Annotated in this window: 23 protein-coding genes and 2 tRNA genes; 8 read left to right on the plus strand and 17 right to left on the minus strand. The window is 66.0% G+C overall.

What is annotated here, in order from left to right; all coding sequences use genetic code 11:
• The first annotated feature begins 349 nt into the window (after positions 1-349).
• Both pcaQ and CHB88_RS18810 read left to right on the plus strand, forming a co-directional pair.
• The gene (pcaQ, locus tag CHB88_RS18805) at positions 350-1306 is read left to right on the plus strand and encodes a pca operon transcription factor PcaQ (RefSeq protein WP_089400896.1); all 957 of its coding nucleotides are present in this window, start codon (positions 350-352) and stop codon (positions 1304-1306) included.
• Between the two features lie 8 nt (positions 1307-1314).
• Entirely contained in the window at positions 1315-2817 is a 1503-nt protein-coding gene (locus tag CHB88_RS18810) for a PQQ-dependent sugar dehydrogenase (protein ID WP_143131360.1), read from the plus strand.
• 129 nt (positions 2818-2946) lie between these two features.
• Here CHB88_RS18810 and CHB88_RS25240 read toward each other — a convergent pair whose 3' ends face one another.
• The 7 genes from CHB88_RS25240 to CHB88_RS18845 all read right to left on the minus strand — a co-directional run bounded on the left by CHB88_RS25240 (position 2947) and on the right by CHB88_RS18845 (position 8804).
• A complete protein-coding gene (locus CHB88_RS25240) occupies positions 2947-4200 on the minus strand; it encodes a DUF4124 domain-containing protein (protein WP_176442551.1) in 1254 nt (417 codons plus the stop codon).
• Between the two features lie 315 nt (positions 4201-4515).
• Complete coding sequence (locus CHB88_RS18820; RefSeq protein ID WP_089400899.1) at positions 4516-5256, minus strand: YoaK family protein; 741 nt, start codon at positions 5254-5256, stop codon at positions 4516-4518.
• 158 nt (positions 5257-5414) lie between these two features.
• The gene (locus CHB88_RS18825; RefSeq protein ID WP_089400900.1) at positions 5415-5846 is read right to left on the minus strand and encodes a DNA-binding transcriptional response regulator; all 432 of its coding nucleotides are present in this window, start codon (positions 5844-5846) and stop codon (positions 5415-5417) included.
• 94 nt (positions 5847-5940) lie between these two features.
• Entirely contained in the window at positions 5941-6243 is a 303-nt protein-coding gene (locus CHB88_RS18830; RefSeq protein WP_089400901.1) for a DsrE family protein, read from the minus strand.
• Positions 6236-6976, minus strand: coding sequence for an ABC transporter ATP-binding protein (locus CHB88_RS18835; protein WP_089400902.1), 741 nt, complete (start codon positions 6974-6976; stop codon positions 6236-6238). Before CHB88_RS18835 ends, CHB88_RS18830 begins: the two co-directional genes overlap by 8 nt.
• The gene (locus tag CHB88_RS18840; protein WP_089400990.1) at positions 6964-7698 is read right to left on the minus strand and encodes an ABC transporter permease; all 735 of its coding nucleotides are present in this window, start codon (positions 7696-7698) and stop codon (positions 6964-6966) included. Before CHB88_RS18840 ends, CHB88_RS18835 begins: the two co-directional genes overlap by 13 nt.
• 89 nt (positions 7699-7787) lie before the next feature.
• Positions 7788-8804 carry an ABC transporter substrate-binding protein gene (locus CHB88_RS18845; RefSeq protein ID WP_089400991.1) on the minus strand — a complete coding sequence of 339 codons (1017 nt, stop codon included), beginning with the start codon at positions 8802-8804 and terminating at the stop codon, positions 7788-7790.
• Positions 8805-9102: 298 nt separating this feature from the next.
• On the opposite strand from CHB88_RS18845, the gene CHB88_RS18850 reads away from it, so the two are divergent.
• From CHB88_RS18850 to CHB88_RS18860, 3 genes are all read left to right on the plus strand, one after another.
• Positions 9103-9189, plus strand: a tRNA-Leu gene (locus CHB88_RS18850).
• 23 nt (positions 9190-9212) lie between these two features.
• Positions 9213-9297: transfer RNA gene (locus CHB88_RS18855), tRNA-Leu, on the plus strand.
• Between the two features lie 414 nt (positions 9298-9711).
• Positions 9712-10212, plus strand: coding sequence for an SH3 domain-containing protein (locus CHB88_RS18860; RefSeq protein ID WP_089400992.1), 501 nt, complete (start codon positions 9712-9714; stop codon positions 10210-10212).
• A gap of 148 nt (positions 10213-10360) precedes the next feature.
• Here the strand turns inward: CHB88_RS18860 and CHB88_RS18865 are convergent, their stop codons facing one another.
• The 4 genes from CHB88_RS18865 to CHB88_RS18880 all read right to left on the minus strand — a co-directional run bounded on the left by CHB88_RS18865 (position 10361) and on the right by CHB88_RS18880 (position 13426).
• On the minus strand, positions 10361-11134 hold the full coding sequence (locus CHB88_RS18865) for a sulfite exporter TauE/SafE family protein (protein ID WP_089400903.1): 774 nt from the start codon (positions 11132-11134) through the stop codon (positions 10361-10363).
• A 102-nt stretch (positions 11135-11236) separates the two neighbouring features.
• Complete coding sequence (locus CHB88_RS18870; protein WP_089400904.1) at positions 11237-12226, minus strand: substrate-binding domain-containing protein; 990 nt, start codon at positions 12224-12226, stop codon at positions 11237-11239.
• 552 nt (positions 12227-12778) lie between these two features.
• On the minus strand, positions 12779-13024 hold the full coding sequence (locus tag CHB88_RS18875) for a hypothetical protein (RefSeq protein ID WP_089400905.1): 246 nt from the start codon (positions 13022-13024) through the stop codon (positions 12779-12781).
• A gap of 123 nt (positions 13025-13147) precedes the next feature.
• On the minus strand, positions 13148-13426 hold the full coding sequence (locus CHB88_RS18880) for a hypothetical protein (protein WP_089400906.1): 279 nt from the start codon (positions 13424-13426) through the stop codon (positions 13148-13150).
• Between the two features lie 196 nt (positions 13427-13622).
• On the opposite strand from CHB88_RS18880, the gene CHB88_RS18885 reads away from it, so the two are divergent.
• From CHB88_RS18885 to CHB88_RS18890, 3 genes are all read left to right on the plus strand, one after another.
• Entirely contained in the window at positions 13623-14471 is an 849-nt protein-coding gene (locus CHB88_RS18885; RefSeq protein ID WP_089400907.1) for a hypothetical protein, read from the plus strand.
• 192 nt (positions 14472-14663) lie between these two features.
• Positions 14664-15068, plus strand: a complete 405-nt coding sequence (locus CHB88_RS24745) for a hypothetical protein (RefSeq protein WP_143131362.1) — start codon at positions 14664-14666, stop codon at positions 15066-15068.
• Positions 15069-15213: 145 nt separating this feature from the next.
• The gene (locus tag CHB88_RS18890; RefSeq protein WP_089400908.1) at positions 15214-17292 is read left to right on the plus strand and encodes a putative bifunctional diguanylate cyclase/phosphodiesterase; all 2079 of its coding nucleotides are present in this window, start codon (positions 15214-15216) and stop codon (positions 17290-17292) included.
• 13 nt (positions 17293-17305) lie between these two features.
• Here the strand turns inward: CHB88_RS18890 and CHB88_RS18895 are convergent, their stop codons facing one another.
• The 6 genes from CHB88_RS18895 to CHB88_RS18920 form a co-directional block, all read right to left on the minus strand.
• Positions 17306-17797, minus strand: a complete 492-nt coding sequence (locus tag CHB88_RS18895; RefSeq protein WP_089400909.1) for a cupin domain-containing protein — start codon at positions 17795-17797, stop codon at positions 17306-17308.
• Between the two features lie 42 nt (positions 17798-17839).
• On the minus strand, positions 17840-20425 hold the full coding sequence (gene mdoH, locus CHB88_RS18900) for a glucans biosynthesis glucosyltransferase MdoH (RefSeq protein WP_089400910.1): 2586 nt from the start codon (positions 20423-20425) through the stop codon (positions 17840-17842).
• Positions 20398-21930, minus strand: a complete 1533-nt coding sequence (locus CHB88_RS18905; RefSeq protein WP_425436130.1) for a glucan biosynthesis protein G — start codon at positions 21928-21930, stop codon at positions 20398-20400. The genes mdoH and CHB88_RS18905 overlap by 28 nt, the downstream gene beginning before the upstream one ends.
• A 299-nt stretch (positions 21931-22229) precedes the next feature.
• Complete coding sequence (locus tag CHB88_RS18910; protein WP_089400912.1) at positions 22230-24395, minus strand: xanthine dehydrogenase family protein molybdopterin-binding subunit; 2166 nt, start codon at positions 24393-24395, stop codon at positions 22230-22232.
• A gap of 2 nt (positions 24396-24397) precedes the next feature.
• Complete coding sequence (locus CHB88_RS18915; RefSeq protein WP_089400913.1) at positions 24398-24865, minus strand: (2Fe-2S)-binding protein; 468 nt, start codon at positions 24863-24865, stop codon at positions 24398-24400.
• Between the two features lie 3 nt (positions 24866-24868).
• Positions 24869-25903, minus strand: a complete 1035-nt coding sequence (locus tag CHB88_RS18920; protein ID WP_089400914.1) for a tripartite tricarboxylate transporter substrate binding protein — start codon at positions 25901-25903, stop codon at positions 24869-24871.
• Positions 25904-25958 lie beyond the last annotated feature (55 nt).

The following is a 25958-nucleotide window of genomic DNA, read 5'->3' on the forward strand; positions in this document are numbered from 1 at the left end:
CGAGCTCGGCCTTCAGGTTGTAGGGGCCGGCGATGGCGCGCAGGAACACGCGGTCCTTCTTGCTGTTGTAGTGCGACTCTTTACCCATGGTGTCTCCTTCTTGTACGGGTCTGCTGCCTGTCTTCGGGCTGGCGGCCGAAGGATGGCCAGATCGGTGCCAGCCGTGCTTTGCAACGCAGCACGCTCCGCCCGGGCGGCAAAGGCGAACGGAGCAACGACTTCATTCGCCGGCTGCCGGATTCCGGAACGTGGTTCTGCGAAACGGAACAAAGTTAATCGATGATGAAAATTACGTAAAGTGATATTTTTTATGCCTTGACGGCACAAATGGTTATGCAAAGAGGGAAACATGGTTAACAGCGGCGTGAAATTCCGGCACCTGCAGTGCTTTCTGGCGGTGGCACAGCAGCGCAGCCTGCAGAAGGCAGCCGCTTCCCTATCGATCACTCAGCCGGCGGTCTCCAAGACGCTCAAGGAACTTGAGGAACTGCTGCAGGTACGGCTGTTCGAGCGCGGCCGCAAGAATGCGACGCTCACGCCCGAGGCGCAGACCTTCTTCCGCTACGCCGCGGCAAGCGTGAGCGCCATGCAGCAGGGGGTGGAGTCGATGACGCGGGTTCGCAGCCATGCCCGTTCGGTCATCTCGCTCGGCGCCCCGCCCACCTTGGCCCCTTCCTTCCTGCCGGCTGTGCTGCAGCGCTTCGTTGCGCACACCGGCGACATACAGGTGAACCTGCAGACCGGCCGCAATGCCGACCTGCTGAGCGATCTGCGCGACCGCAAGCTCGACATCATGCTCGGCCGCCATCTCGATCCGAAGCGCATGGTCGGCATCTCCTTCGAGCACCTGTACGCCGACCCGCTGATCGTGGTGGTAAGGCCGGGTCATCCCTTGCTCGGCGCCGCCGCCGTCGATCCGAAACAAGTCGGCGACTATCCGGCGGTACTGCCCAGCCGCGGCACCTTCATCCGTCATGTGGCGGACACCTTCGCGGTGGAGGAAGGCATCGCCACGGCGGCGCAATCGATAGAGACGCTCTCGGTCTCCTTCGGGCGCACCTATACCCACGACAGCGACGCCATCTGGTTCGTGCCGTGGAGCGCGGTCGTCAACGATCTTCGCAGCGGCTTCCTGGTCAAGCTGCCGCTGGCCGCGCGTCCGGGCGGCCCGGCGTCCGCGCAGCGCATGCGCTCCATCGGCCTGCTGACCCGCACCGACGACCTGCCGGCGCCGGAAATGCAGGCGCTGATCGACATCATCAAGGAAGTGGCCGATGCCGGCGAACTGGAGGCGACGATGCTCTAGGCCCATCGTTGCTCGTTGTCGATCCGTACACCGCGCGGATCGGGTTGAACCAAACTTTTGGGCCGGACTCCATTGGGTATTGCGAACTTCATAAGCATGATGTGAAACACTTCCTTGGATTCATCGGGTGCAGCATCTCTTTGAGACTGCTGTCGCTCATGCTGGGCGCAGCGCTGCTCGTCAATTGCGGCGGAGGCGGTGGCGGTGGCTCCGCCAATACTGGAGCGTCATCCGCTGAACCGAATGCCGCGACATCGCGGCAACAAGCTGCCCCGGCGTCAGTGGTCGTGCCGCTCGAAGTGCGGGATGCGCTCGCAGAAGCACCCTTCAATGAAGCGAAAGATCTGACCGTGCCGCCGGGTTTCGGTATTCGCGTCTGGGCGCGCGTGGCGGGCGCGCGCTTCATGGCGCTCGCGCCAAACGGCGACGTGCTGGTATCGGTGCCAGGCGAGGGAAAAATCGTATTGCTGCGCGAACGCGCCGATGAGCCGCCACAAGCTTTCGACTATGCAACGGGGCTGCGCAATCCCCATGACATGGTGTTTCACGCCATCGACGGAGTCACTTATCTGTACGTGGCCGAATCGAACCGCGTCACGCGATCCGTCTATCGAAGCGCGGAGACCCTTAGCGGCGAGCGGGTAACCGTCGTCGACAACCTTCCCGACAATTCTTCGCCCGAGTTGCAAGGCAATTACGGACACGAACTCAAGAACATCGCCTTGTCCCCCGACCACAAGCTATACGTTTCGGTGGCATCGACCTGCAATGCATGTACGGAAGATACCGTCAGCGATCCGGTGCGAGGGGCAATCTACCAGCATGCGGCGGACGGCACGCAGCGCAGACTGTTCGCCCGGGGCTTGCGCAATGCCGAAGGGCTGGACTTCATTCCGGGCACCGGCACGCTGTGGGTGACAGTCAACAATCGGGACAATGTCCTGGTGCCGACGGATGTGGACATCGACGGCGATGGCGCCAGCGACATTGGCGAATTGCTGCCGGCCTATGTCGACAACAATCCGCCCGAGCTGTTCACTTCGGTACGCGATGGGGCCAACTACGGCTGGCCGTTCTGCAATGCGATCGCGAATCCCGCCATGAGCGGGCTCGCGCTGGAACCGGATTACCAGCTCAATCGCGCCGGCGCCGCATTGAATTGCGCCGTGGTGGAACGGTCCGCCAAGGGGATGCGCGCCCATTCGGCGCCGCTCGGCTTCAGCTTTCTGCAGTCGAGCTCGGTGCCTGCCGCATATCGTGCCGGGGCGGCAGTGGCGCAGCATGGCTGCTGGAACTGCACCAGCCTGAACGCAGGCTACAAAGTGACCTACTTTCCCTTCGATGCAGCGGGCAATACCGGCGCGGAGATGGACCTGGTCAGCGGCTTCGTCACCGACCCGGAGGAGCGCGATGTCTGGGGCCGTCCGGTGGATGTGATTGCCGACGCAAAAGGCAATCTGCTGATCTCCGACGATTTTGCCGGAGCGATCTACCAGCTTTATCCGAAGTGATGAGGAGCGACATGAAAGCGAGGCGCGCCACGGCGCCTCGCTCATGCCTCTGCTGAAGCGGTCTCCCGCGCCCATGCGGCAACAGGAGACCGCGACCGCGCCGCATGCGTGCGGCGCGTGTCGAGGCGCTTAGGGCTTGCCGTAATCCATCGGCAGGAAGCGCAGCTTGTCCCAGGGGAAGCCGTTCAGAATGGCGTAGGGCTGGGTGCCGTTGAACAGGGCGTCGTACGGATCGGCCTTGCCCATGGCGGTGTAGCCCTTCGGATTGTTCACGCGAAGCGAGAGCGCCCCCGCCTTGTCCCACACCACGAAGCCGTATTTCTGCGCCGCCCTGGCGATGGTTTTCGCCACCGGGTGGATATTGAGCGCATCCACGTTCACCGACTTGTCGAGGAAGAAGCGCTGCCCTTCGGCGATGGCGTTGGCGCCGGTGTAGAAGCCGTCGGTGCGGCTGGCCGGCCACGAGAGCGCGGGGTAGGCCTTCGGTTCCACCAGCGCGATGCCGATCGCATGGCCGATTTCGCCGGCCTGCAATTCCTCGGCGCTGATCTGGCCGCCGAGGAAAGGCAAGCCGGTGGCGGTGGTGCCGTAGGAATTGGCGAAGCGGCCATCGCTCTTCGACGCATTCGTCATCCGGCCACCCCAGCAGGCCTGCCACTGGCCATTCACCTTGCGGGTCTGCCAGAACTCCCAGACCGTGTCGGTGGAGGGTTGATAGACCGTCATCTCGCCATCGGTGCCGTCCGACGGCTGCGCATACGACGGAATCGGCACCTGCGCCCACTGCGCTTGCAGCGCCTGGTCGACATAGCCCTTGCCCTGGCAATCCCAGAACGACACCTTGACCGTCGGCGTGCTGGCGTCGGCCACATAGACGGGGCTGGCGTAGGAATCGGTGTTGATCGTCACATTGCCGTAGTACGACTGTATCTGGCGCTGGAAGTCGGCGGCGAAGCCGGCCGAGTTGGCATGCAGCGGCGCATTGGCGGGAATCTGCTGGTACCAGAAGCTGCTGGCGCCGAAGATCGTCTTGGCGGAAGGCTGCGTGCTCGGCGCAGGTGCAGGTGCAGGTGCAGGTGCGGGGGCCTGTGCTGGTGCAGGGGCTGGCGCTGGTGCAGACGGGGAAGGCGTGGCTTGACCGCCAACCGGCGCAGGCGCCACGGCGATCGGCGCTGGTTGCGCGCTCGGCATGCTGGAAGTATCGGGGGAAGACGCTGCGGCGTTACCCTCGCTGGCAGCAACGGCGCCAGCCTGTGCCGAATCGGCGGTGGAGGCGCTGGAAGCGGTCGGACTGGAGGAACCTCCTCCACAAGCAGCCAGCAGCATGGCGGCGCATAGTGAGCTCAGGGTCGACGGGATCGAAAGACGATGAAGCTTTTGCATTGAAATCCTTTGAAGCGCCTGTAATTCTTCCAGGCAAGGATTCCTATGAGAAAGTTTTAGTTCCTAAGTTCCTCCGAGTAATATTTCCATACGGTAATTTACTTCTCGTTACAGATTCATTGGCATTCCGTCAAAAAGCAGCACCGCGACCTGGCGCTTTTGTCTGCAGTGCCAGACTGGCGGCGCTATGACACCCAAGCCGGCGGACCCATGCCGCTGTACCGGCCAGCTAGGCCAGGCCTGAACCAATTTAGCTGCACGACAGGGCATCTGCAACGATTCAAGTGCCGATGAAAAGCAGCGATATCTGACGCATCAGCTCCGTGCCGACGCCTGAAGCACGGGTGCCAGCGACATGGCGATCAGGGGGACGGCCAGCAGGATGGCAGAGGCAAAGCCCAGGGTCTTGAAACCGAAGGCGCCCGCGACCCCGCCAACGAAAAAAGACAGCGCCAATGCGCCATGGACCCGAAGGCGGGTGCGATTGGCCAGCACCACGCTGGCGGCAACGCTGCGATCCCGGTTCCAGTACACCAGCTTGCCAAGCTCGATGCCGATATCGGTGATCAGGCCGGTGACGTGTGTCGTCCGTATTTCGGCATTGGATATCTTCGTCACCAGCGCATTTTGCAACCCCATGGTGAAGCACAGCAGGACGGCGATCAGGGAAACGCCGCCCATCTCGCGCACCGGTAGCCTGGCGCCGAACAAGCCGAACAGCAAAAGCAGGCCGGCTTCCAGCCGCAACGGCACCGAATAGATGTTCTTCGCCGCGCTGCGCCGGGCGAAGTTGACCAGCCAAGCCGTGGCGCCCGCCCCCGCCATGAAGGAAAACAGGGACAGTCCGGCCGCGATCGTTAGTCCGGCATGGCCAAGCACGAGATTATCCGCCGCCGCCGAGACGATGCCTGTCATGTGCGAGGTGTATTGGCCGATGGCGAGGAAGCCGCCGGCGTTGAGTGCGCCGGCGACAAAGGCGAGCATGACGCCCAGATGCAGGTTGGCGGCCGCCGTTCTTTGCTGGGCCGTGAGACGGGCAAGGTAGTTGATCGGCATGGCTTGGACTGTTCAGCAAATGGCGCTTCACGCGGAAGCACGATTTTAACGGCCTTGCGCCAACGCCGGACCGCTGCCGTTGTCGAAGATGAGCAGGCGGCCTGAACCCTGAACCCTCCACGGGATGCTGCCTGCCCGGCCATTGCATTCCCGGCTCGCTACAGCCCTGCCCGCTTCGCGATTGCCTCGCCGATCCGCTTCACCAGGTAAGGCGTTGCGAGCGGCCGCACCAGGTAGCGCACCCGGTGGCGCATGAGAATGCCGGCCAGCGGCTCGACGTTCTCCGGACGAGTCTGGTTGCCAAGGACGAAGACCGGCGCGTCGGGCGTGCCTGCAAGGATGGCGGCAACGATCTCCTCCAGCCGGGGCGAATTCGGCTGCCAGTCGGCCAGATAATCCAGCACATAGGCGTCGAAGCGACTTTCCGAAATTGCCTGGGCCAGAACATCGATATCGTAAAAGGCAGTGGCGGCGAAGCCCTGGTCCCGCAGCGCCTGGCAGAGCGAATCGGCCAGGGTTTCGTCGCTGTCGAGAACGGCGACAGCGAAGGGCGGCGGCTGCCAGGGGCGGTAGTCGGGGCGGTCTTCCATGGGAATGTCAGGTAAAGCAAGACGAGGCTGGCTTGATTCTACCGTCCCGCCGCGGCTTTCCGCCGGGGAAGCAAGGCGCTGGCGATGCGGCGCCTCAGGCGCGCATGTAAGCCCAGCCCTCGGCTTGGCGCCGGGCGATGTGCAGCACCGCTGCCGGCACGACCCGCATGCCCGGACGCGCTTGTGCCTGCGTCGCGGTGAGGGTATTGCCGCATACCACCAGCCAGGCATCGGCAGGATCGGACTGGCTCAGCGCGGCGGCCACGGCGCCGGCGTTGATGACGATTTCCACCTCGGCGTCGGGCGCGGCCTTGAGCAGGTTGGCGGCATTGCGCCGGGCGCGCTGCAGGGCGCCTTCGGTTGGCGCATGGATCAGGAGTTTGAGGGTGTCAGCCATGTTCGAGTTGATGGGCAATGGCCGCGACGGTTTTCATGAAGGCGGGATCGGTCCAGTCGCGCGGCCGCGGAAAATCGATCGGGTGCCGGCCGGCGATGTTGGCCGGATGCCCGCCGAGGACGATGACTTCATCGGCGAGGAACACCGCTTCTTCGATGTCATGGGTGACGAACAGCACCGCCGCGCCGGAGCGCTGCCACACCTGCACCAGCTCCGCCTGCAGCTTGCGCCGGGTGACGGCATCCACCGCGCTGAAGGGCTCGTCCATCAGCAGCAGGTCGGGCTTGACCGCCAGCGCCCGCGCGATGCCGACGCGCTGCGCCTGGCCGCCCGAGAGTTCATGCGGCCAGCGCCGGCCGAGGTGGGCCAGGCCGGTCTGCTCCAGCGCCTCGCCGATTCGGCGGCGCTTCTCCTGCTTCGACAGCGGCAGGCCCTCCAGGCCGTAGCCGACGTTGTCGTCGACGGTGCGCCACGGCATCAGCCGGCTGTCCTGGAACACCACCGCGCTCTTGCGCGCGTCGGGCCGGTGGGCGCCGCGCAGGCTGACGCTGCCGCCGCCCGGCTGCACCAGGCCGGCCGCCATGCGCAGCAGCGTGGTCTTGCCGACGCCGGAGCCGCCGACGATGGCCACGAAGCTGCCTGCCTCGATGGCGAGGGAGAGATCATCGATGACCGGCGCCGGCGCACCGGGATGGGTATAAGACAGGCCGGTGAACTCAACTATGGACGCCAACGCAGCACCTTCTTTTCCAGCAGCATGTAGATCACGTCGGTAACGCTGTACAGCAGCGAGATCGCCAGCATGTACACCACCACCGCATCATAGGCGCCGACGCCGGCGGCGGCATTCATCTCCTGGCCCATGCCCGGCACGCCGAGCAGTTCGGCCGCGATCAGCGTCATCCAGGCCTGGCCGAGGCCGGCGCGCATGCCGGCCAGCGCGCCGGGCGCCATCGCCGGCAGCGTCACGCTCAGCATCTGCGCGGCGTAGCGGCCATGGCCGAAAGCGCGCGCCAGTTCATAGAAACGCGGATCGATGTTGCGCACGGCGCTGTAGGTAGCGAAGTAATTGATCCAGAACACGCCGATGGCAATGACGAAAGCGGCGCCGGCGTGGCTGACCTTGAACCAGGCGATGGCGAACACCACCCAGGCCAATGGCGGAATCGGGCGCAGGATGCGGGCCAGGTAAGCCTGCAGCATGTCGAAGCGGCGCACGGTGGCTGCGGCCAGACCGATGGCGACGCCGCAGGCGGTGCCCATGCCCAGCCCCCAGAAGTAATGCAGCAGGCTGGATGCGATGGCCGGCAGCATGCGGCCGGAGGTCCACTCCTGCAAGGCCGAGGCGGGCAGCAGGAAGGGATCCGGCAAGGTATTGGGCGGCACCCAGTTCCAGGCGATGGCAGCCTTCCACAGCGCCACGAACAGGGCGATGCCGGCCGCGCCGTAAACCATGCGCGCCGGGCTGAAACGGCTGCCGCGGCGATGCCAGGCCGGCGCGGCGGCCGGCGAAGCCGTGCCGGTGGAGCCGGTGGCAGCAGACATTATTTCGGCGCCTTGTCGAAGAAGCGCATGTCGAACAATTGCTCGACCGTCACCGCGGCGCTGTCCAACGTGCCGAGCTCGGCCTGGTACTTCTGCAGATCGCGCGTCGGTCCGATGATGACATAGGGGTTGGCGACGAACTGGTCATGCGAGCGGCGGATGGCCTTCTCCACCAGCGCCTTGTCGAGGCGGCCGCCGGCAACGTATTTCTGGACGTAGCCGGCCGCCTTGGCCGGGTTGTCGCGCAGCAGGCGGGTGGCATCGACATGGGCGTTCACGATCTGCTGCACCGCCTCCGGCTGTTCCTTGATCAGCTTCTCGCGCGCCAGCAGCACCGCCCCCGGCTGGCGCGGAAACATGGCGCTGCCCTGCGCCACCACGCGCGCATCCGGCAGCTTGCTCAGCACCACGCTCACCGTCGGCTCCAGCGCCACCGCGCCGTCGATGGCGCCGGTGGTCAGCGATTGCTGGATCTGCGCTTCGCCCTGGTAGATCAGGTTGATGGCGCCCGGGTCCACCTTCAGCCTTTCGCGGATCCAGTACTGGAAGGCGGTCTCGGGTACGGCGCCTTTCGGATAGCTGGCGATGGTCGGCTTGCGGTTGTGGTCCTTGGCGAAGCGGGCAAAGGCGGTGGCCGGATCGCCTGAGGCGAAATAGGAAGCCAGCGGGCCGAGCGCGATCACGTTCACCTGTTCGACGATGTTGGATGCCAGCACCTTGATGTCGGCGCCCTTGGATCTCGCCACCAGCGCCGGGCCGATGCCGACATAGGCCACGTCGAGCTGCCCGGAGACCAGCGCCTGGGTCAGCGCCGGCCCGCTCTGGAACGGCACCAGCTTGGGCGCGGGCGCGCCCTTCTTCTGCAAAGTGTCCGATTCCAGCGCGACGAACAGCTGGGACATTGGCAGGATGGGCAGGTAACCGATCTCGAGCGGGCGGTCGGCCGCGGCGGCGTGGCCGGCGGCGAGCAGCGTCGAGGCGCAGACGGCCAGCGTGGTGAGCAGCTTGCTGAACATGATGGGAGTCCTATCGAAGGTGATGAGCGGAACGGACACGGTCAAGGGGACTGCCGCTGCCGTGCCGAAAACGGGCGCAAGCTTATCAAGTTTCCCCGTGATCTTGTTAGATTGAGTCGCAATATCGATAAACCTGCCGTCCTTGCCGCTGGAGCGGCGGCTCCGGCACCCGTGCGGCGCGGCGAAGAATTTCTCCGCAAAACTGCCTGGCACCAATTTAATTTCCGTTTCCGCTTGCCGCATGGGTCGGTATCAGTTATGATTCGCGCCTCTCGCAAACAGCAATGCGCGGTGTTCTGCCCAGGTGGCGGAATTGGTAGACGCACTAGGTTCAGGTCCTAGCGGTGGCAACACTGTGGAGGTTCGAGTCCTCTCCTGGGCACCACGACATTGCAAGCGACGACGCAAGCCCAGATGGCGGAATTGGTAGACGCGCAGCGTTGAGGTCGCTGTGCCGCGAGGCGTGGAGGTTCGAGTCCTCTTCTGGGCACCAGTCATACAAAAAAGGTCCGCGATCGCGGACCTTTTTCTATTTGTGCCCAGAAAGCGAAGCCCCTGCGGGCTTCGCGCGAGGACTCGAAAGGCCGGGCCTGCCAGCCCGGCCGGGGCCGCGGAACGTGGCCGAGCTCCTCTTCCGGGCACCCCAAGGTCCGCTGCGCGGACCTTCAAGACAACGCCTTTTCGGCCTCCGCGCATTACCACGCGCTCCGTAGGCAAAAGCCTCTTCAAAAACTGTACATCCATCCAGTATAATCCCACCAACCCTTCCCTCCGGACGGGACCGCTCGCCCATCCACCCACAGCACACCCCATGATGGACCAGTACACGCCAGATCTTTTCGCCGACCTGGAGCAGCAGGATGCCCAGGCCGCCGAGGAAGCGACACATACCGAGGAAAGCCAAGCCATGCAGGAAGACCAAGCGACGACGGAAGTTCATGAAGACGAAGCCAATCCGCGCATACAGGAAGACCGCCTCTGGCATGACGACGGCTGGACCGCGCGCGTGATCAAGAACGAAGACGATGAGGGTTGGGCGGTGGCGATGATCAAGGATGGCGAAGCGGAGCCGGCGCTGGTCGGTCCCTGGACCATGGGCCGGGACAAGAAGAACCCGAAGCCGCTGGACGCGGCGGCATTCTCCACCCTGGTGAAGACCGCCAGCGAGGTGCTGCGCCGCCACGAGCAGCAACTGCACGCCAGCCTGCACAAGAGCATCAACATCTCGCACGGCGATGATTACCTGACGGTCAACCTCGACATCGTGCCGGACGAGGACGATCCCTACGCCCTGCTCACGGCGCTCGACGGCAACGGCGAGCAGATAGCACAGATGCGCGTCGCGCCGAATTTCAAGCTGACGCGCCAGAGCGCCATCACCTGGGCGGAAGGCGGTTTCCGGCGCTGAATTCCCTGCGCCGGCTGGCGCAGTCCACCCTCATGCCTGAATAGGTTCGCCGCACAGCCGGGCATGCGGCGGCCCCCGGCGTTCAATAAAGCCTCGGTGCTCCCGTTCGCACAACGGGATGCGGGCGGTCGCTTCGCCCATCATTTGCTCAAGCAGACGCCGGCGCCGTCATGCCCTTGAACAGCAGGGTGATCGCCACCGCGCTCAGGAACAGCAGCAGGCTGCGGCGGAACCATTCCTCGCTCAGGCGGCCGCGCAGCCATTTGCCGATGCTCAGGCCGAGCGCCATCGGAATCAGGCTGGCCAGCGACCAGCCGATCTCGCCTGCACCGAGCCGCCCGTACAACGCCATCGAGCCGTACAGCGGAATGGCGCTGCAAAGGTAGATGGCGCTGACCACCGCCACGAATTCTTCCCGCTGCAGGCGCAGCGCCGTCAGGTAGCTGATGATGATCGGGCCGGTCAGCGACGAGATGCCGCCGAGGATGCCGGAGATGCCGCCAACGAAGAAGCTTGCCACCCGTTCCCAGCGCGGCGCGACGTCGAAGCGCGGCTTCAAGGCCATCAGCGCCACCGCCAGCAGCACCGCGCCAGCCAGCATGGCGTTGAGGGTGGCGACCGGCATGGCCAGCGTCATCGGCACGGTGATCAAGGTGGCGGTCGCCAGCGCCAGCATCAGCGGCGCGAAGCGGCGCAAACTGGCAAGCGAAACGCCGCTGTCATAGGCCTGCCAAAGGTTGGAAGCGAGCACCGGTATGGACACCAGGCTGATCGCAATAGGGCTTGGCATCACCAGCGACAGCAGCGGCACGGTGACCAGTGGCAGGCCGACGCCAAGCGTGCCCTTGACGATGCCGCCCGCCAGAAAGGCAGCGATGAAAGCGCTCAGCAGCGCGAATGATACCGAGTCGAGAGTTGCCATTGATGTCCGTCCGCCTTCTTTGAAATAGCCGCCGGCTGGCTCCGGCGCAGTCAAAAGGCGGCATCTAGATTCCTTCCCGGCCAGGCCGGGAAGATTTCACGCTCAAATCTTGAATGATTCGTAGGTAGCGGGATGGAACAGCTCCTCCACGTTCATCAGCCGCGCCGACAAGCCCTGCGAATGATGATGGCGCACGAAGGTTTCCAGGGTCTTGCGGTTGGCCGCCACGCCGTAGGACCAGAAGTCGCTGCCCATGGTCTCGCGCGCGGCCTTGAGCTGCTCCTCGACGAAGGGCAGGGTCACCTTGGTGGCGGACGTGTCGCTCAGCTTCTCCAGCGCGGCCGCCTTGGACTGCTCGAAGGCCTTCAGCACCGCGCCCGGCAGCCACGGATGCTGGGCCGCCAATTCCTTGCGCACGCCGACCACATGCATGATGGGGAACACGCCGGTGCGCTTGTAGTAATCCTTCGCCACCGCCGTCGGGTCGTCGAACAGCCAGCCGACATTCGGATTCTTCGCCGCGGCGCCGCCCGGCGGGCGCGGGGCGATGAAGCCGTCGATGTCGCCGCGGTCGAGCATGGCGGAAATCGTGTCGCCTTCCGGCGCGCTTTCCAGGCGCACGTCGGCCGGCAGCTGCAGCTTGATCTTTTCCGGACGGCCCGGCTCGTCGATGCCGCCGCGCACCCAGGTCACGTCTTCCGGCCGCACGCCGTAATCGTCCTGCAGGATGGACCGGGCCCAGACGATGGCGGTGAGCTGATACTCCGGCACGCCGATGCGGCAGCCCTTGAGGTCTTCCGGCCGCTTGATGCGATCCTTGCGCACGTAAATCGAGGTGTGGCGGAAGGCGCGCGAGAGAAAGACCGGCACCGCGATGTAGGGGCTCTCGCCCTTCGAGTGCTTGACGAGGTAGCTGGAGAAAGACATCTCGCTGATGTCGAACTCGACGTTGCGGAAGGCGCGGAAGAAGATCTCTTCCGGCGAGGCGGTCATGTAGACCGGATCGACGCCGTCGATCTGCACGCTGCCGTCGAGCAGCGCGCGCGTGCGGTCGTAGTCGCCCATGGCGACCGAAAGCTGAAGCTTGGCCATTGCTTGTCTCCTCTTGATTTATTGACGTCTTGGCTCGCGCATCCTGTATCGGAACAGGATGCGGGCGGCCGGGCGTCCCGCATGGCGACGGGCGCCGGCAATTTGCTTAGGTACCTAAACAAATTATACGGGCCGCGTCCCGGCTTGTCCAATTCCCGCCTTCGGCGCGCAAGGGCCGGCATGCCGTCAGGCCAAGGCCGGAGGCCATGGCACTCGGCTGAAACAGCGAAGGTTGGATCTCAGTGTCAGTGCCGCCGCACCCGTCGCATATGGCCCTTGCAGCCCCGGGCGGTGTTACTGTGCACCGTGCCGTCGGGACAGCGGCGCAATGGCGGCTTGACGTTGATATGGCCCGGCCGGTGCCGGACCTCGACCAAGGAAGATGACGTTGAACCGGCAGACCAGGCTTGTGCCTGTGCGGCGGGAGCAAGGCAGAGCAGCACGACGGCTGCGGCTAGGAGACGACGCATGATGTCCTCCATGAAGCCATTGAGGTTGTCTTCATTGGAGCGGAGGACCGGGCCTTTTGTTCAGCCGGCCTGCCCGGCCGCCTCAGCCCTGCGCCGGTTTGGCAGCGCCATCCTTGCGCCAGCCGCGGCTGACCATGCAGCTCTTGTAGTGGTCGACCATCTTCGGCAGGTTGGCGCCATACGCGGCGAATGCCATCTCGCGGCAATTGGTGGCATCCGCCCTCAGTTCTTCCTTGGCGGCGCCTTCCTTTTGCCAGGCATAGATGCCGGGCGTGCCGCAGCCGGCGAGCAGAAAAAGGGAAACCGGGAGCATCAGGTATCGCGTCATGTATTCACATCCAATCTGGGACCGGAAAGCCGGCATTCGATGCCGACCGCTGGACTCAGTATAGGTATGGATTCCATGCATATGTTGATGCTGGTTAAGCGTTTGAAGCACCGCGCCTTGCGCTCAGCCCTGCGTTTTCACGCTCCTTCGGCTGGGCAGGAATTCATAGTGGATGAGATAGGCCTTGCGGTCGTAGATGGCGGCGGTGCTGCGCTCCGTTCCCTCGGGCGAATGCGCGACGCTGACTTCCAGGCAGTCCGGCATCCCGGGCGGCAGCCGCTTGAAGGTACGGCAGTAATCGCGCCGGGCAAGCTGGGGCGCCGGCATCACCCATTCGGTGGCGGGCCGCCCATCCGGACGAAGATCGGGCAGGAAGCGCTGTGCGGGAAAGAGGGAATGCATCGTGGATGTGGCAGCGACTCGAACAGGTTAGGCTGTGCCGCCGCGCTTTGGTTCGCCCGCAAGCCTGTCGCGCCCGCGGTTGGTATCGCGGCGAAGTACCGGCGGTGGGCAATACGGCCACCTCGCCGGAAGGCGTCGACCGTGCGCCGGCACCCCGGCATGCTGGAAGCTCCTTCATCCGACACGGAGTTTCAGCATGGACCCTTTCCATCCCGCCCGGCGGCCGCTGGCCTGGCTGCCGTCGCTCCTCCTCGCGAGCGTTATCCTGGCGATGCTGGCGCATGGGCCGATTTCACAATGGCCGGATTATCATCGCTTCGCCGACGTCTCCCGGTTCCTCGGTATGCCGCATGCCGCCGATGTGCTGTCGAATGCCGGGTTCGCCCTGATCGCTCTATGGGGCTGGCGCCGGCTCTCGCCGCGCCGCCGCGAAGCCGAGCTTGCGCCAGCCTGGCCGGGGTATCGGCTTTTCCTTGCCGCCCTGCTGCTGACCGCCTGCGGCTCGGCCTTCTATCATCTCGCGCCCGACAATAGCCGGCTGGTGTGGGACAGACTGCCGATCGCGCTGGCCTGTGCCGGGCTGCTGGCCGCGGTCCGGGCCGAATGCGTGCCGGGCGCGGATGCCGGCCGCGATTGCCTCTGGCTGTCGCTCGCGGCGGCAGCCAGCGTCGGCTGGTGGCAGGTGACCGAAGGCTTTGGCGCCGGCGATCTCCGGCCCTATCTGCTGCTGCAGGCGGCGCCGATGCTGCTGATTTCTCTCTGGCAGGGAATCTACCGGGCGCCGCGCGGCGATAGATGGCTCGCCGGCGCCGCCCTGCTGCTCTATGCCCTGGCCAAGCTGACGGAAATGCATGACCACGAACTGCTGCAGGCGACCGGCATGGTGAGCGGACATACGCTGAAGCACCTGTTCGCTTCGGCGGCCGCCGCCGTCCTGGTGTACCGGCCCCTGCGGGGTTTATCGAGAACGGCAGCGGAATCGACGCTCCCCTGTTCCGGAAGAGCTGATGCGGCGCACAACGACGGCGTCAAAACACTGCTCTGAGTAGGAAGTATCCGTTACCGGCGCGGGCGCGAAACCCATGCCGCAAGCGCACTGCGAGTGAATCGCCGTTCCGCATCAGCAGGCCGAGCCATACTGATTTCCGCGGCTTTTGTTGCGATTTCAAGGACTTACTTCCGGTCCGCTCGGTGCGCCGGCTGAAAACGTGGCTTTTTTGCGCTTTACAGAAAAATCATGACGTCAACGCAAAAACATATTGCACGGAATGCTGCGATGCAGTATATTAAGAACTGTCTCCTCCAATCTCTTGAATTGGATTCAGCCCGCGAACCGAAAGGCCAGCGGGCTTTTTTTCGCCCATATTTTCTGCTGCCAGCATCCGCTTCATTTGCCGAAGGCCGGCAGCCGGCGTTCAGGCCGAAGCACCCGACGCAGCGTTTCAACCTCTTCGCGAAGGCTGGTCAGCACCAGCAGATCAGCCACTTGGCTGGCCTAGGCCACCTTATCGCTTTCTTCCAAACGCGCTCTCAGCATGGCGTTCTCGGCGCGAAGCCGCTCGATTTCCGCATCTGTCGGGATCAATTGGGGCTGGTCGTCGGACATGGCGCATCTCCAGGGGTGAACACGCTGGCACGATGACATATTGCACAACCCGCCGGAACATGACTGATTTCATGGAAGCCCGGATTTGCGGGCTCGCAGGACTTTTGCAACCGCGACGCCATCCCTGGAACCGGAAGTCGAGATTGTGATCTGTTAATCGATAGATCGGACTCGGCCCTCCATGCATTCATCCAACTGGTTTCGCGGCACCGGCGACAGCCCGCTCCGGAGCTTCGCCATGGCGGTGCTGATCGTCCTGCCCTTCGCCTTCGCCCAGTATGCGGCGCGCACCTACCTCGGGTTCCGGGCGCCGCTCGGCCTGCTGATTCCGCCGGTCATGATCTGCGTCGTCTTTGGCGGCTGGCGGCCGGCGGTGCTGGCCACCGTGACCTCGCTCGGCATCGGCGCCTTCTTCCTCATGGAGCCACGCTATTCATTCGCGGTGGCATCGACCGAGGACAGGGCCGTGCTGGTGGTGTTTTCCTTCATCTGTTCCTTCATGAGCCTGATGGGCGGCATGCTCGAGCGCGCCGAGCGCAAGGCCGGTTGCCTGATGCGCTCGCTGCAGGAGAGCGAGCAGACCATGCGGGCCCTGCTGCAGGCAACGACCCAGGCTGCGCTCGGTGTCGGCCAGGACGGCCTGATACGCTTTGCCAACGAAGCGGTGCGCCGCCTCTTCGGATATGCGCCGGAAGAGTTGATCGGCAGGCCGGTCTGGGTGCTCGTGCCGGAAGGCTTGCCGGAACTGCAGCCGCAGGACCTGGAAGCCTTCTTTGCCGCGTCGCGCACCGGCTACACATCGCAGGTCCGGGAAGTGAAGGCGCGGGACAAGCATGGCCGCCTGATCGCGGCGGAGGCCAGCCTCGGCATGGCGGACACGCCCTCCGGTCCGCTTGCCGTGACCTTCGTCGCCGACATCACCCGGCGCAAGGAAGCGGAGGAGAGGATCATCCATGCGGCGCGCCACGATCCGCTCACCGGCCTGCCGAACCGCGCGCTGATCTACGAACTGGGCGCGCACGCCCTGGTGGCGGCCAGCCGCGCCGACCGCAAGGTGGCAATGCTGTTCTTCGACCTCGACCGCTTCAAGCCGATCAACGACACCTATGGCCATGAAACCGGAGACCGCATGCTGCAGGAAGTGGCGCGGCGGCTGAAAGCGGCGGTGCGGGCCAGCGACGTGGTGGGCCGCCTCGGCGGCGATGAATTCATCGCCATCCTTACCGACATGCAGACCGAGGCCGACGTCACCCACACGGCCGCGCACCTTCTGCAGTCCCTCGGCCAGCCCTGCCGCATCGGCGAGCTGGAACTGGCAACCTCGCCCAGCATCGGCATCAGCCTGTATCCGGCCGACGGCCGCGACATCGACACCCTGATCCGGCATGCGGATGCCGCCATGTACCACGCCAAGGGCGCCGGACGGAACAACTTCCAGTTCTTCACGGCGGAAATCAACGACCACGCCGAGCATGCATTCATGCTGGAGCAGCGCCTGCGCGAGGCGCTGCGGCGCGGCGAATTCGAACTGGCCTACCAGCCGGTGCTGGATACGCGCAGCATGCGCGTCGTCGGCGCCGAGGCGCTGGTGCGCTGGAAGCAGGAGGACGCGCCATCGCTGCCGCCGGCCGAATTCATCGCCGCCGCCGAGACCAGCGGCCTGATCCACCAGATCGGCGACTGGGTGCTCGCCGAAGCCTGCCGCCAGCATGACGCATGGCGGCGGCAGGGCCTGCCGCCGCTGCGCATCGCCGTCAATGTGTCGCCGGTTCAGTTCCGGGCCAAGCATTTCCGCAGGCGGGTGGCGGAAATGCTGGCGGGAGCGGGCATCGATCCGGCCTGCGTCGAACTGGAGGTCACCGAGGCGACAGTGATGAAGCAGGTGGAGCAGGCGGCGCGCACGCTGGCCGGCCTGAAAGAGCTTGGCGTGCGGATCACGCTCGACGACTTCGGCACCGGCTATTCATGCCTCGGTTACCTGTCGCAAATCCCGATCGACAAACTGAAGGTGGACCAGTCCTTCGTGCGCCGCATCAGCGACGATCCGCATTCGCTGGCCATCGCCGATGCCGTGATTACCCTCGGCAAGAGGCTGGGCACGGAAGTGGTGGCGGAAGGCATCGAGAGCGAGCAGGCGCTCGACCTGCTGCGGCAGCGCGAGTGCGACCATGGCCAGGGCTACCTGTTCAGCCGGCCGCTCACCGGCGCGCAATTCGCGACATGGTGCCGCGACCACGACGCGCGCCGGGTGCTGCACTAGGCGACACTGGAAATCAATACGGCGTGCCGTCCTTGCGCAGGAAGCGCCACTTGCCTTCCACCAGCTGCGCCTGGAGATCGTCGTCGGGATAGGTGGCGGCATCGCCCGGCGTTCTGTCGCCGACCTCCAGATACAGCACGTCGGCGCCGGAACGATTCACCAGCTGATGCCCGTTGCCGCTGCCGGCGCGAAAGCCGGCGCACATGCCCGGCCGCAGCGGCGTTTCGCCTTCGTCCGTCACCAGCATCGGCGTGCCTTCGAGGATGTAGACGAACTCGTCCTGGCGGGTATGGGCGTGGCGCAGCGCCGACACCGCGCCGGGCGCGAGCCGGGTCAGGTTGACGCCGAAGTTGGTCAGGCCGAACAGGTCGCCGAGCGGCCGCTTCTCGCGGCCGGCCATGCGCGAGGCGAAGGGCTCGGGATAGTTGGATGGTTTCGTGCGAGGCGCGGCGTCGGCCGCGACGATGGCGGTCAAGGGCGCTGCCCTGGTCTTGTTGTCCGTCATGGAGTCCTCCTTGCGCCATGATGCCATGGACCGGCTTGGACCTTAGCCCGCCTGGCAGGAAGCCGGCCCCGGTTTGTCCGCTTCCCAGCGCGCCAGCGTCTGCGGCGTGGCCCAGGCATGCAGGTGCAGCTGCGACAGGGTCACCGGGTCGTCCAGCAGCGCGTTCTTGTGCTGGTCGTCGAGTTCGTCTGGCCCGCCCAGCGCCAGCGCCCGGGCGAAGCCGCGCTGGGCGCGCGCCGGATCGGCGGCATGGCCGGCGGCGCAGGCGAGCGCATTGAGGACCGGGTCGGCCACCGCGCCGCTGAAGCCGGGCGGCTCCGGCGTCTGCGCATGGTGGGCGGCGCTGGCCTGCAGTTCCGGCGGCGGCGTCAGCTCCTCCGGAATGGTGAACAGCCTGCCGCGACGGAACCAGCGTCCGAGCGAGACGCGGCTCGACAGCACCGACACCGGCGCCGACAGGAACAATCCGCCGGCGATCGGCAGCAGCCACCAGACGAAGGACGGATTGAGCCAGTAGACGCCGGCACCCCAGGCCAGACCGAGCAGCATCATCCAGCCGTGCTTTTCCAGCGCTTCGCGCCAGCCGGTCTCGGAGTCGGCGCGCGGCGGCGACTTCCAGTGGAGAGCCCATCCGAGGAAAGCGCCGATGACGAAGCGGGTATGGAACAGCATGCGCACCGGCGCCAGCAGCATGGAGAACAGCATTTCGAGCAGCATGCCGGCGCACAGCCGCAGCGCGCCGCCGAACTCGCGCGCGCCGCGCGCGCAGATCAGCAGCACCGACAGCAGCTTGGGCAGGAACAGCAGCGTGGCGGTGGCGGAGAACAGCGCCAGGGCCTTTTCCGGATGCCATTGCGGCCAGATCGGGAACAGCTGGCGCGGCTCGACGAAGTACTCGGGCACCGTCAGGGTGTGCAGCGCCAGCATGCCGGTCGACAGCGCCAGGAACAGCGCCCACAGCGGCGCCGACAGGTAAGCCATGACGCCGGTGATGAACACCGCCCGGTGCACCGGATGCATGCCGCGCGCGGTGAGCAGGCGAAAGTTCATCAGGTTGCCATGGCACCAGCGCCGGTCCCGCTTCAACTCGTCCAGCAGGTTGGGCGGCATCTCCTCGTAGCTGCCCGGCAGGTCGTAGGCGATCCACACGCCCCAGCCGGCGCGCCGCATCAGGGCGGCCTCGACGAAGTCGTGCGAGAGGATCTCCCCGGCGAGCGAGCCCCGCCCCGGCAGCGGCGACAGCGCGCAATGTCGCATCAAGGGCTCCAGGCGCAGGATGGCATTGTGGCCCCAGTAGTGCGATTCGCCCAGCTGCCAGTAGTGCAGCCCGGCGGTGAACAGCGGCCCGTAGACGCGCGAGGCGAACTGCTGGATGCGGGCGTAGAGCGTGTCGCGCCCGGCCGCCACCGGCAGCGTCTGGATGATGCCGGCGCCGGGATGGGCTTCCATCAGCCGCACCAGGCGGGTGAGGCAGTCGCCGCTCATCACGCTGTCGGCATCGAGCACGATCATGTAGCGGTAGTCGCTGCCCCAGCGGCGGCAGAAGTCATCGATGTTGCCGCTCTTGCGCTTGACGCGGCGCTTGCGGTGCCGGTAGAAGATGCGGCCGAAGCCATCCACGGCCTTGCACAGCTCGGCCCAGGCCGACAGCTCGGCGGCCCGCACGTCGCCGCCGCTGCTGTCGCTCAGGAGGAAGAAGTCGAATCTCTTCAGGTCGCCGGTGCGGGCCAGCGATTCATAGGTGGCGCGCAGGCCGGCCATCACCCGCGCCACATCCTCGTTGCAGATCGGCATGACGATCGCGGTGCGGGCCTCCGGCGGGATGGCCGCCGCCGGATCGACATGGCTGGCGATGGCGAAGCGGTCCTTGCCGCGCGCCAGCACGAGAAAGCCGGCCAGCGCCGTCCAGAAGCCGGCCGATACCCAGCAGAACAGCAGCGCGAACAGCGCCAGCAGCGCCATCTCGCTGAACGCCTTGCCCTGGTAAGGCAGCACCTGGCTCATGAACCAGGTCGCCACCACTGTCTGCGCCAGCATCAGCGCCAGCAGCATGAAGCGACGGATGGTGCCGATCAGGCGCCACTGACCGCGCGGATGCGGCGCGTCGTCGCGTTCCCGGTCGGCCGTCACCGGCGCATCCGCCGGCCAGGCCTGGCGCTGAGGCTGGGGCTTGCGCGGCACCCAGTCGGTCTTGCTGCGCCGGCGCTGTTCCATCCAGCGCTGCAGCGGATTCAAGGTGCCCCACGGCACCGGCACCATGGAACTGCGATTGATCGGCGGCGTGAACTGCATGCGCGCCTGCTTGCGCCGCTCGATATCCAGGTGGCGCACGTTGCCCGGCTCCCGCCGATCCGGCGCGCGCCGGCCGTAAGCCAGCTGCAGCCGCTTCATGATGGAGCCGTAGGCGGGATTCGACGGCGTCGCATCGCCGCCGGCCAGCAGATTGTGCAGGTCGGCCAGCGCCTGTTCCGGCTCGGCGCCGTGCAGGCGCGCCTCGAACTCGGCGCGCTGCGCTTGCGCCAGCGGCAGGCGATCCAGGTAGCGCCGGCACATCAGTCGCGCCTGCTGGACCACCTTCTCGGACGATGCCGGCTGCGCGTTCATTCCGGTGAAAGTATGTAGCTCCACGTTTCCGATAAGGTTGTGTTGTCGGTGCTGAGATAACCGCGCAGTTCGACCGGCTTTTTCTCGTCGACGCGCTTCAGCTTCACCGTCATGCGCCACCCGCCATTGACCTCGTTGCGGATGACATTGGTTTCCAGAATCTTGCCGTTGGGATCGGCGCTCACCACCGGCAGCAGCGTGGCATCGACCGGCAGCTTCTTCAGCGCCGGGCCCTCGAAGTCCACCATCAGCGCGATGGTGTCGTCCGGCTTGCGTACCCAGCCGTGGCCGCGCCGGGTCTGCGTGGTCCAGGACGACGGCGGACGCCGCTCGACTTCCTTCTGCCACAGCAGGCGATACTCGATGTCGAGCGGCGCGCCCGGCTTGGGCGGCGCATCCGGCACCCAGTAGGCAACGATGTTGTCGTTGGTTTCGTCCGGGGTCGGGATCTGCACCAGCTCCACCCGTCCGGCGCCCCACTGGCCCTTCGGCTCGATCCAGACGCTGGGCCGCATTTCGTAGCGCGCTTCCAGATCCTCGTAGTCGGCGAAGCGCCGGTCGCGCTGCATCAGGCCGAAGCCGGCCGGGTTCGTCAATGCGTACGACGTCACCAGCAGCCGCTTCGGGTTGACCAATGGACGCCAGATCCACTCGCCGGTTCCCGAATGGATCGACAATCCGTCGGAGTCATGCACTTCCGGCCGGTAGTCCTCGACCTGGGAGCGCTGGTTTTCCCCAAAGAAGTACATGCTGGTAAGCGGCGCGATGCCGAGCTTGGTCACGTTTTCGCGCAGGTAGAGCTGGGCCTTGACGTCGATCACGGTGTCGATGCCGGGCCGCAGGACGAAGCGGTAGGCGCCGGCCACGCGGCGCGAATCGAGCAATGCGTAAATGGTCAGCTGCTTTTCCGTCGGCCCCGGGCGCTCGACCCAAAACTCGGTGAACTGGGGAAATTCCTCGCCCGACGACAGGGCCGTATCCACCGCCAGCCCGCGCGCCGAGAGGCCGTACAACTGGCCCTTGCCGAGCGCCCGGAAATAGCTGGCGCCCTGGAAGGTCAGCACTTCGTCCTTGTAGGCCAGCGTGTTGATCGGATAATGCACCCGGAAGCCGGCATAGCCAAGCTCGGCCAGATCCTTGGCCGGAAGGTTGTTGGCGCCGTAGTTGAACAGCTTCGGATCGAAGCGGATCTCGTGCGCCGTCTTGCCAACGATCTCGTTGATGCGCACCGGCGTGTCGAAGGACCGGCCCTGGTGGAAGAAGGCGATCTCGAACGGCAGCCGGTTGTTGCGCCACAGGGCCTTGGCCGGATCGAAGCGGATGTCGCGCAGCTGGTCGTAGTCGAGGTTGGCCAGCGAGCGCGGCAGATTCTTTTCCGGCGGCGCGTAAGGCGAAGCCGCCAATTTTTTGGCCCGTGCGGCGACGTCCTCGAAGGTGAAGGCGAAGGCTGCCGGCAGCAGGCAGCACAGCAGCGCGCCGCAGGCGAAGCGGCGCGCCATCCTTGAAACTTGAAGCGTGTATGAAGCCATAGTCCTCCCATGCAATGCTGGTCGCGTCCGACCGATGCCTGACAGGACGTATGGTGCAGTGCGTCGGGTTAACTGTTTTGACCGCTGTTAATAAATCGACAGTTCGGCGCTTTTCCCCCGCGATCAATGCCCGTCGATGAATTGCATCAGGCTGCGGCGACAGGAAGATTGAGACGGCTCAAACCGGGCGATGCCTGGTTGCATCTCGGTTCGCCGGCAGTGCCCGCCAGAAGCAGGCGGCGGGCTGCGAGCAGGCAGCGGCTGGGCGTCCGCCCGCAGCCGATTGCCTTAGCGACGCATCAGTCTGCGGCCAGCGCCATGGCCGCCAGCCGTTCCGCCGTCAGCGGCAGCGATGTCGGGCGCAACCCGATCGCATCCCGCACCGCGTTGGCGATCGCCGCCACGGTCGGACCGAGGGAGGCTTCGCCGGCGCCGAGCGGTGGCTGCTGCGATGGCATGAGCAGCGTCGTGACCTGCGGCACCTCAGAAAAGCGCAGGATGGGATAGTTGTCCCAGCTGTCGCTGGCGATGCGCCCCCCCTCGAAACGCACCGCTTCCTTGAGCGCCATGCTGGCGGCCTGGATCGCTCCCCCTTCCAGCTGGTTCACGGCGCCGTCCGGATTGATGACAGTGCCGATGTCGGCGGCGATGAACAGCCGCCGCACCCGCACTGCTTCCGCCACAACGACCTGGGCCGCCACCGCGCAATAGGCGCTGGTGTTCTTGTAGCGCGCCCAGGCGAAGCCCCAACCCTCGCCTTCGGCGCGCGGCGAGTCGATACCGAGGCCGGCGGCTTCCGCAGCCGCCTTTATCACTGCCCGCGCGCGCTCGTCGCTCACATGCCGCAGCCGGAACGCGATCGCATCGACGTCGAGTTCGCGCGCCATCTCGTCGATGAAGCTTTCGGCGGCGAAGACGTTCGCTACCGCACCCAGCGCCCGGAGGGCCGAGGTCCGAATGGGCGTGGTCAACACGCGGTGGTTGATCACGTCCCAGCTCGGGAAGTCATACGAGGGAACGGCGTTGCGCTCGGAGCCCCCGCCGGCCGCCAGCGGCGCATTGATCGGCGCCGGCGGCGCGAAGGGCTGGGCCAGCTGCCAGCTGCCGAGCAGCGCCGGCGTGGCGGCGCGCCCGGGCCGGGTGCTGTGGCCGTTGCTCCAGACTTCCTGGCGCCAGGCGACGATGCGGCCATGCGCATCGACATCCGCCCGGAGTTCCACCGCCATCGCCGGGCCGAAGGGCGCGGCCGACAGCTCGTCGGCGCGCGACCACACCACCCGGATCGGCGTGCCGGGCCGCGCCAGCGCCAGCCAGGCGGCATCGAAGGCGACATCGTCGGCGCCGTTGTGGCCGTAGCAGCCGGCGCCTTCCGCATGCCGCACCACGATGTCCTGCTCGTCCATGCGCAGCGCCAGCGCCAGGTCCTTGCGCAGGTTGTAGATGCCCTGGCTGTGGCTCCAGACCGTGAGCACGCCCTCTTCGAACAGCGCCAGCGCGCAGGACGGTCCGATCGAGGCATGGGCGATGAAGGGCTTGACGTAGGCGGCGTGGAAACTTCTATGGGCGGCATGCGTTCGGCCGTCCGCCGGCCGGCGGCTGTCCACCACCTTGGTGTCGGCCGGCTGCGACTTCAGCCACGCCTCCAGATCGTTCTCCGCCGGCATGGGCGGCGTGTCTTCCGGCACACGCCATTCGGCCCGCTCCGCCAGCGCGCTGGCCGCCTGCTCCGCCAGCCGACGCGTCGGCGCCAGCACGGCCAGCAGCGAGCCGTCCCGCACCACGCTGGCCCCGGCGAATTTTTCCGGCAGGTCGCCGAGGCTGGCCAAGCGCGCGGAGACGGAAGGCGCCCGCACCATGGCCGCATGCAGCAGGCCGGGCAATTCGATGTCATGGATGAAGCGCGGGTTGCCGAACACCTTGTCGGGCAGGTCGAGGCGCGATGCCGGCGCGCCCACCATGCGGTAATCCGCGCCCGCCTTCGGACTTGCCCGGCCATCGGCTTCGCGGGCCAGCAGGGCGTCGTCCGCCAGTTCCCAGTAGCTGAGCGAGCGGCCGCTGCCATCGTCGACCACGCCTTCGCGAATCTGCAGCGACGGCGGATCGGCCCCCAGTCTCGCCGCGGCCGCTTCCAGCATGATCCGGCGCGCCTCGGCGCATGCCTGGCGCAGCGCCATGCCCGACTCCTGCACCGACAGGCTGCCGGAGGTCACCGCCTCGTTCGGGCTGCGGTCGGTGCTGGCGGGCAGCATGCGCACCTGGTCCAGGCGCAGGTCGAGTTCTTCCGCCACGATTTGCGCCAGCGCCGTCAGGATGCCCTGGCCCAGTTCCACCTTGCCCGATGTAACGTCGACATATCCCCCGGGACGGAAGCGCAGCCATTGATCGAGCCGGCGGTTGACCTGCAGGCTGCCGGGCAGCGCCGCCTTGCCGGCATCCGCTCCCTGCGTGGCGATGACGTAGGCCATGTTCACGATGCGTTCCCCTGCTCCGCCGCCTGCATCACGGCGCGCACGATGCGGTTGTGGCTGCCGCAGCGGCACAGGTTGCGGTCCAGCGCTTCGCGCACTTCCTGCTCATCGGGATGCGGATTGCGCCGCAGGAGCGCCGCCGCCGAGACCAGCATGCCAGAGGTGCAGTAGCCGCATTGGGCCGCCTGCTGATCGATGAAGGCTTGCTGCAGCGGATGCGGCGCCGTCTCGCTGCCCAGCCCCTCCACCGTGACGATGTCCTTGCCGGCCGCCGCCCACAGCGGCGTGTCGCAGGAGGCCACCGCCTGGCCGTCGATCAAGACATAGCAGGCGCCGCAGGCATTGCTGCCGCAGCCGAAGCGCGCGCCCTTGAGCTTGAGGGTGTCGCGCAGCAGGTCGAGCAGACGCACGTCTTCCTCCGCTTCGACCTCACGCGGGTCGCCGTTGATCTGCAGGACGAACCGCATCGCTTACTGGTCCGGCTTGGCGCCGGAAATCTTCACGATCTGGGCCCACTTGGCAATGTCGTCATTCATGAACTTGCCAAATTCCGCCGGCGTCATCTTCATCGCGATCGCGCCCTTCTTGCCCCAGGCCGACACCACTTCCGGATCGACGGCGATCTTGTTGATCTCGGCATTGAGCTTGTTGACGATGGCGGGCGGCGTATTGGCCGGCGCCATGATGCCGAGCCAGATCACCGCTTCATAATTCGGCACGCCGGCTTCGGCGATGGTCGGCAGTTCCGGCATCACGGTGGACTTCGCCTTGCCGCTGGTGCCCAGGGCCTTCACCTTGCCGCTGCGGATGAAATCCACCATGGTCGGCACGGCATCGAACATCATGTCGACCTGGCCGCCGAGCACATCGGTGCGTGCGCCGGAGCTGCCCTTGTACGGCACGTGCAGGATGCTGGTGCCGGTCATCGCCTTGAACAGTTCGCCGGCCATGTGGTAAGGCGTGCCGGGTCCGGAGGAGGCATAGGTGAGCGTGCCGGGCTTGGCCTTGGCCAGCTTCACCAGGTCGCCCAGGTTGTTCACCTGCAGGCCGGGGCGGGCCACCAGCACTAGGTCGGAGTAGTTGATCGGCGCCACCGGCGCGAAGTCTCGCATCAGCTGGTAGGGCTTGGCGCTGGCGGCGAACAGCGACTCGTTCACCGTATGGGTGTTGGACATCATCAGCAGGGTATAGCCGTCCGGCGCGCTCTTGGCCACCGCCTCGGTGCCGATCAGCGAACCGCCGCCGGGGCGATCCTCGACCACGAAGGATTGCTTGAGCGCGTCCTGCAGGCGCTGGGCGATGAAGCGGGCGTAGACGTCGGCCGGTCCGCCGGCGGCGAAGGGAACGATGATGCGCACCGGCTTGCTCGGATATTCCTGGGCGCCGGCGCTGCCGGGCAGGATGGCCGTGGCGGCGATCAGCGCGCCGACGGCAGCCAGCACCAGCCGGCGGGAAATGGAACGTGAAGTCGCGCGCGAGCGCGCGAAGGCTTCCTGTCTGGTCATGCTTGTCTCCTGATTTTTGTTTTGGTTGCTCGCCGTTTTCCTCGGGCGGCGGCGT

The sequence above is a fragment of the Noviherbaspirillum humi genome (genome assembly GCF_900188095.1).
In the GTDB taxonomy this organism is placed as follows: domain Bacteria; phylum Pseudomonadota; class Gammaproteobacteria; order Burkholderiales; family Burkholderiaceae_D; genus Noviherbaspirillum; species Noviherbaspirillum humi.

Bases quoted from the DNA above. Each gene is read 5' to 3' on its own strand.
- pcaQ (WP_089400896.1), top strand. From the start codon at position 350: ATGGTTAACAGCGGCGTGAAATTCCGGCACCTGCAGTGCTTTCTGGCG.
- CHB88_RS25240 (WP_176442551.1), bottom strand. From the start codon at position 4,200: ATGCAAAAGCTTCATCGTCTTTCGATCCCGTCGACCCTGAGCTCACTA.
- CHB88_RS18820 (WP_089400899.1), bottom strand. From the start codon at position 5,256: ATGCCGATCAACTACCTTGCCCGTCTCACGGCCCAGCAAAGAACGGCG.
- CHB88_RS18825 (WP_089400900.1), bottom strand. From the start codon at position 5,846: ATGGAAGACCGCCCCGACTACCGCCCCTGGCAGCCGCCGCCCTTCGCT.
- CHB88_RS18830 (WP_089400901.1), bottom strand. From the start codon at position 6,243: ATGGCTGACACCCTCAAACTCCTGATCCATGCGCCAACCGAAGGCGCC.
- CHB88_RS18840 (WP_089400990.1), bottom strand. From the start codon at position 7,698: ATGGTTTACGGCGCGGCCGGCATCGCCCTGTTCGTGGCGCTGTGGAAG.
- CHB88_RS18845 (WP_089400991.1), bottom strand. From the start codon at position 8,804: ATGTTCAGCAAGCTGCTCACCACGCTGGCCGTCTGCGCCTCGACGCTG.
- CHB88_RS18860 (WP_089400992.1), top strand. From the start codon at position 9,712: ATGCAGGAAGACCAAGCGACGACGGAAGTTCATGAAGACGAAGCCAAT.
- CHB88_RS18865 (WP_089400903.1), bottom strand. From the start codon at position 11,134: ATGGCAACTCTCGACTCGGTATCATTCGCGCTGCTGAGCGCTTTCATC.
- CHB88_RS18870 (WP_089400904.1), bottom strand. From the start codon at position 12,226: ATGGCCAAGCTTCAGCTTTCGGTCGCCATGGGCGACTACGACCGCACG.
- CHB88_RS18875 (WP_089400905.1), bottom strand. From the start codon at position 13,024: ATGACGCGATACCTGATGCTCCCGGTTTCCCTTTTTCTGCTCGCCGGC.
- CHB88_RS18880 (WP_089400906.1), bottom strand. From the start codon at position 13,426: ATGCATTCCCTCTTTCCCGCACAGCGCTTCCTGCCCGATCTTCGTCCG.
- CHB88_RS18885 (WP_089400907.1), top strand. From the start codon at position 13,623: ATGGACCCTTTCCATCCCGCCCGGCGGCCGCTGGCCTGGCTGCCGTCG.
- CHB88_RS24745 (WP_143131362.1), top strand. From the start codon at position 14,664: ATGACGTCAACGCAAAAACATATTGCACGGAATGCTGCGATGCAGTAT.
- CHB88_RS18890 (WP_089400908.1), top strand. From the start codon at position 15,214: ATGCATTCATCCAACTGGTTTCGCGGCACCGGCGACAGCCCGCTCCGG.
- CHB88_RS18895 (WP_089400909.1), bottom strand. From the start codon at position 17,797: ATGACGGACAACAAGACCAGGGCAGCGCCCTTGACCGCCATCGTCGCG.
- CHB88_RS18905 (WP_425436130.1), bottom strand. From the start codon at position 21,930: ATGGCTTCATACACGCTTCAAGTTTCAAGGATGGCGCGCCGCTTCGCC.
- CHB88_RS18910 (WP_089400912.1), bottom strand. From the start codon at position 24,395: ATGGCCTACGTCATCGCCACGCAGGGAGCGGATGCCGGCAAGGCGGCG.
- CHB88_RS18915 (WP_089400913.1), bottom strand. From the start codon at position 24,865: ATGCGGTTCGTCCTGCAGATCAACGGCGACCCGCGTGAGGTCGAAGCG.
- CHB88_RS18920 (WP_089400914.1), bottom strand. From the start codon at position 25,903: ATGACCAGACAGGAAGCCTTCGCGCGCTCGCGCGCGACTTCACGTTCC.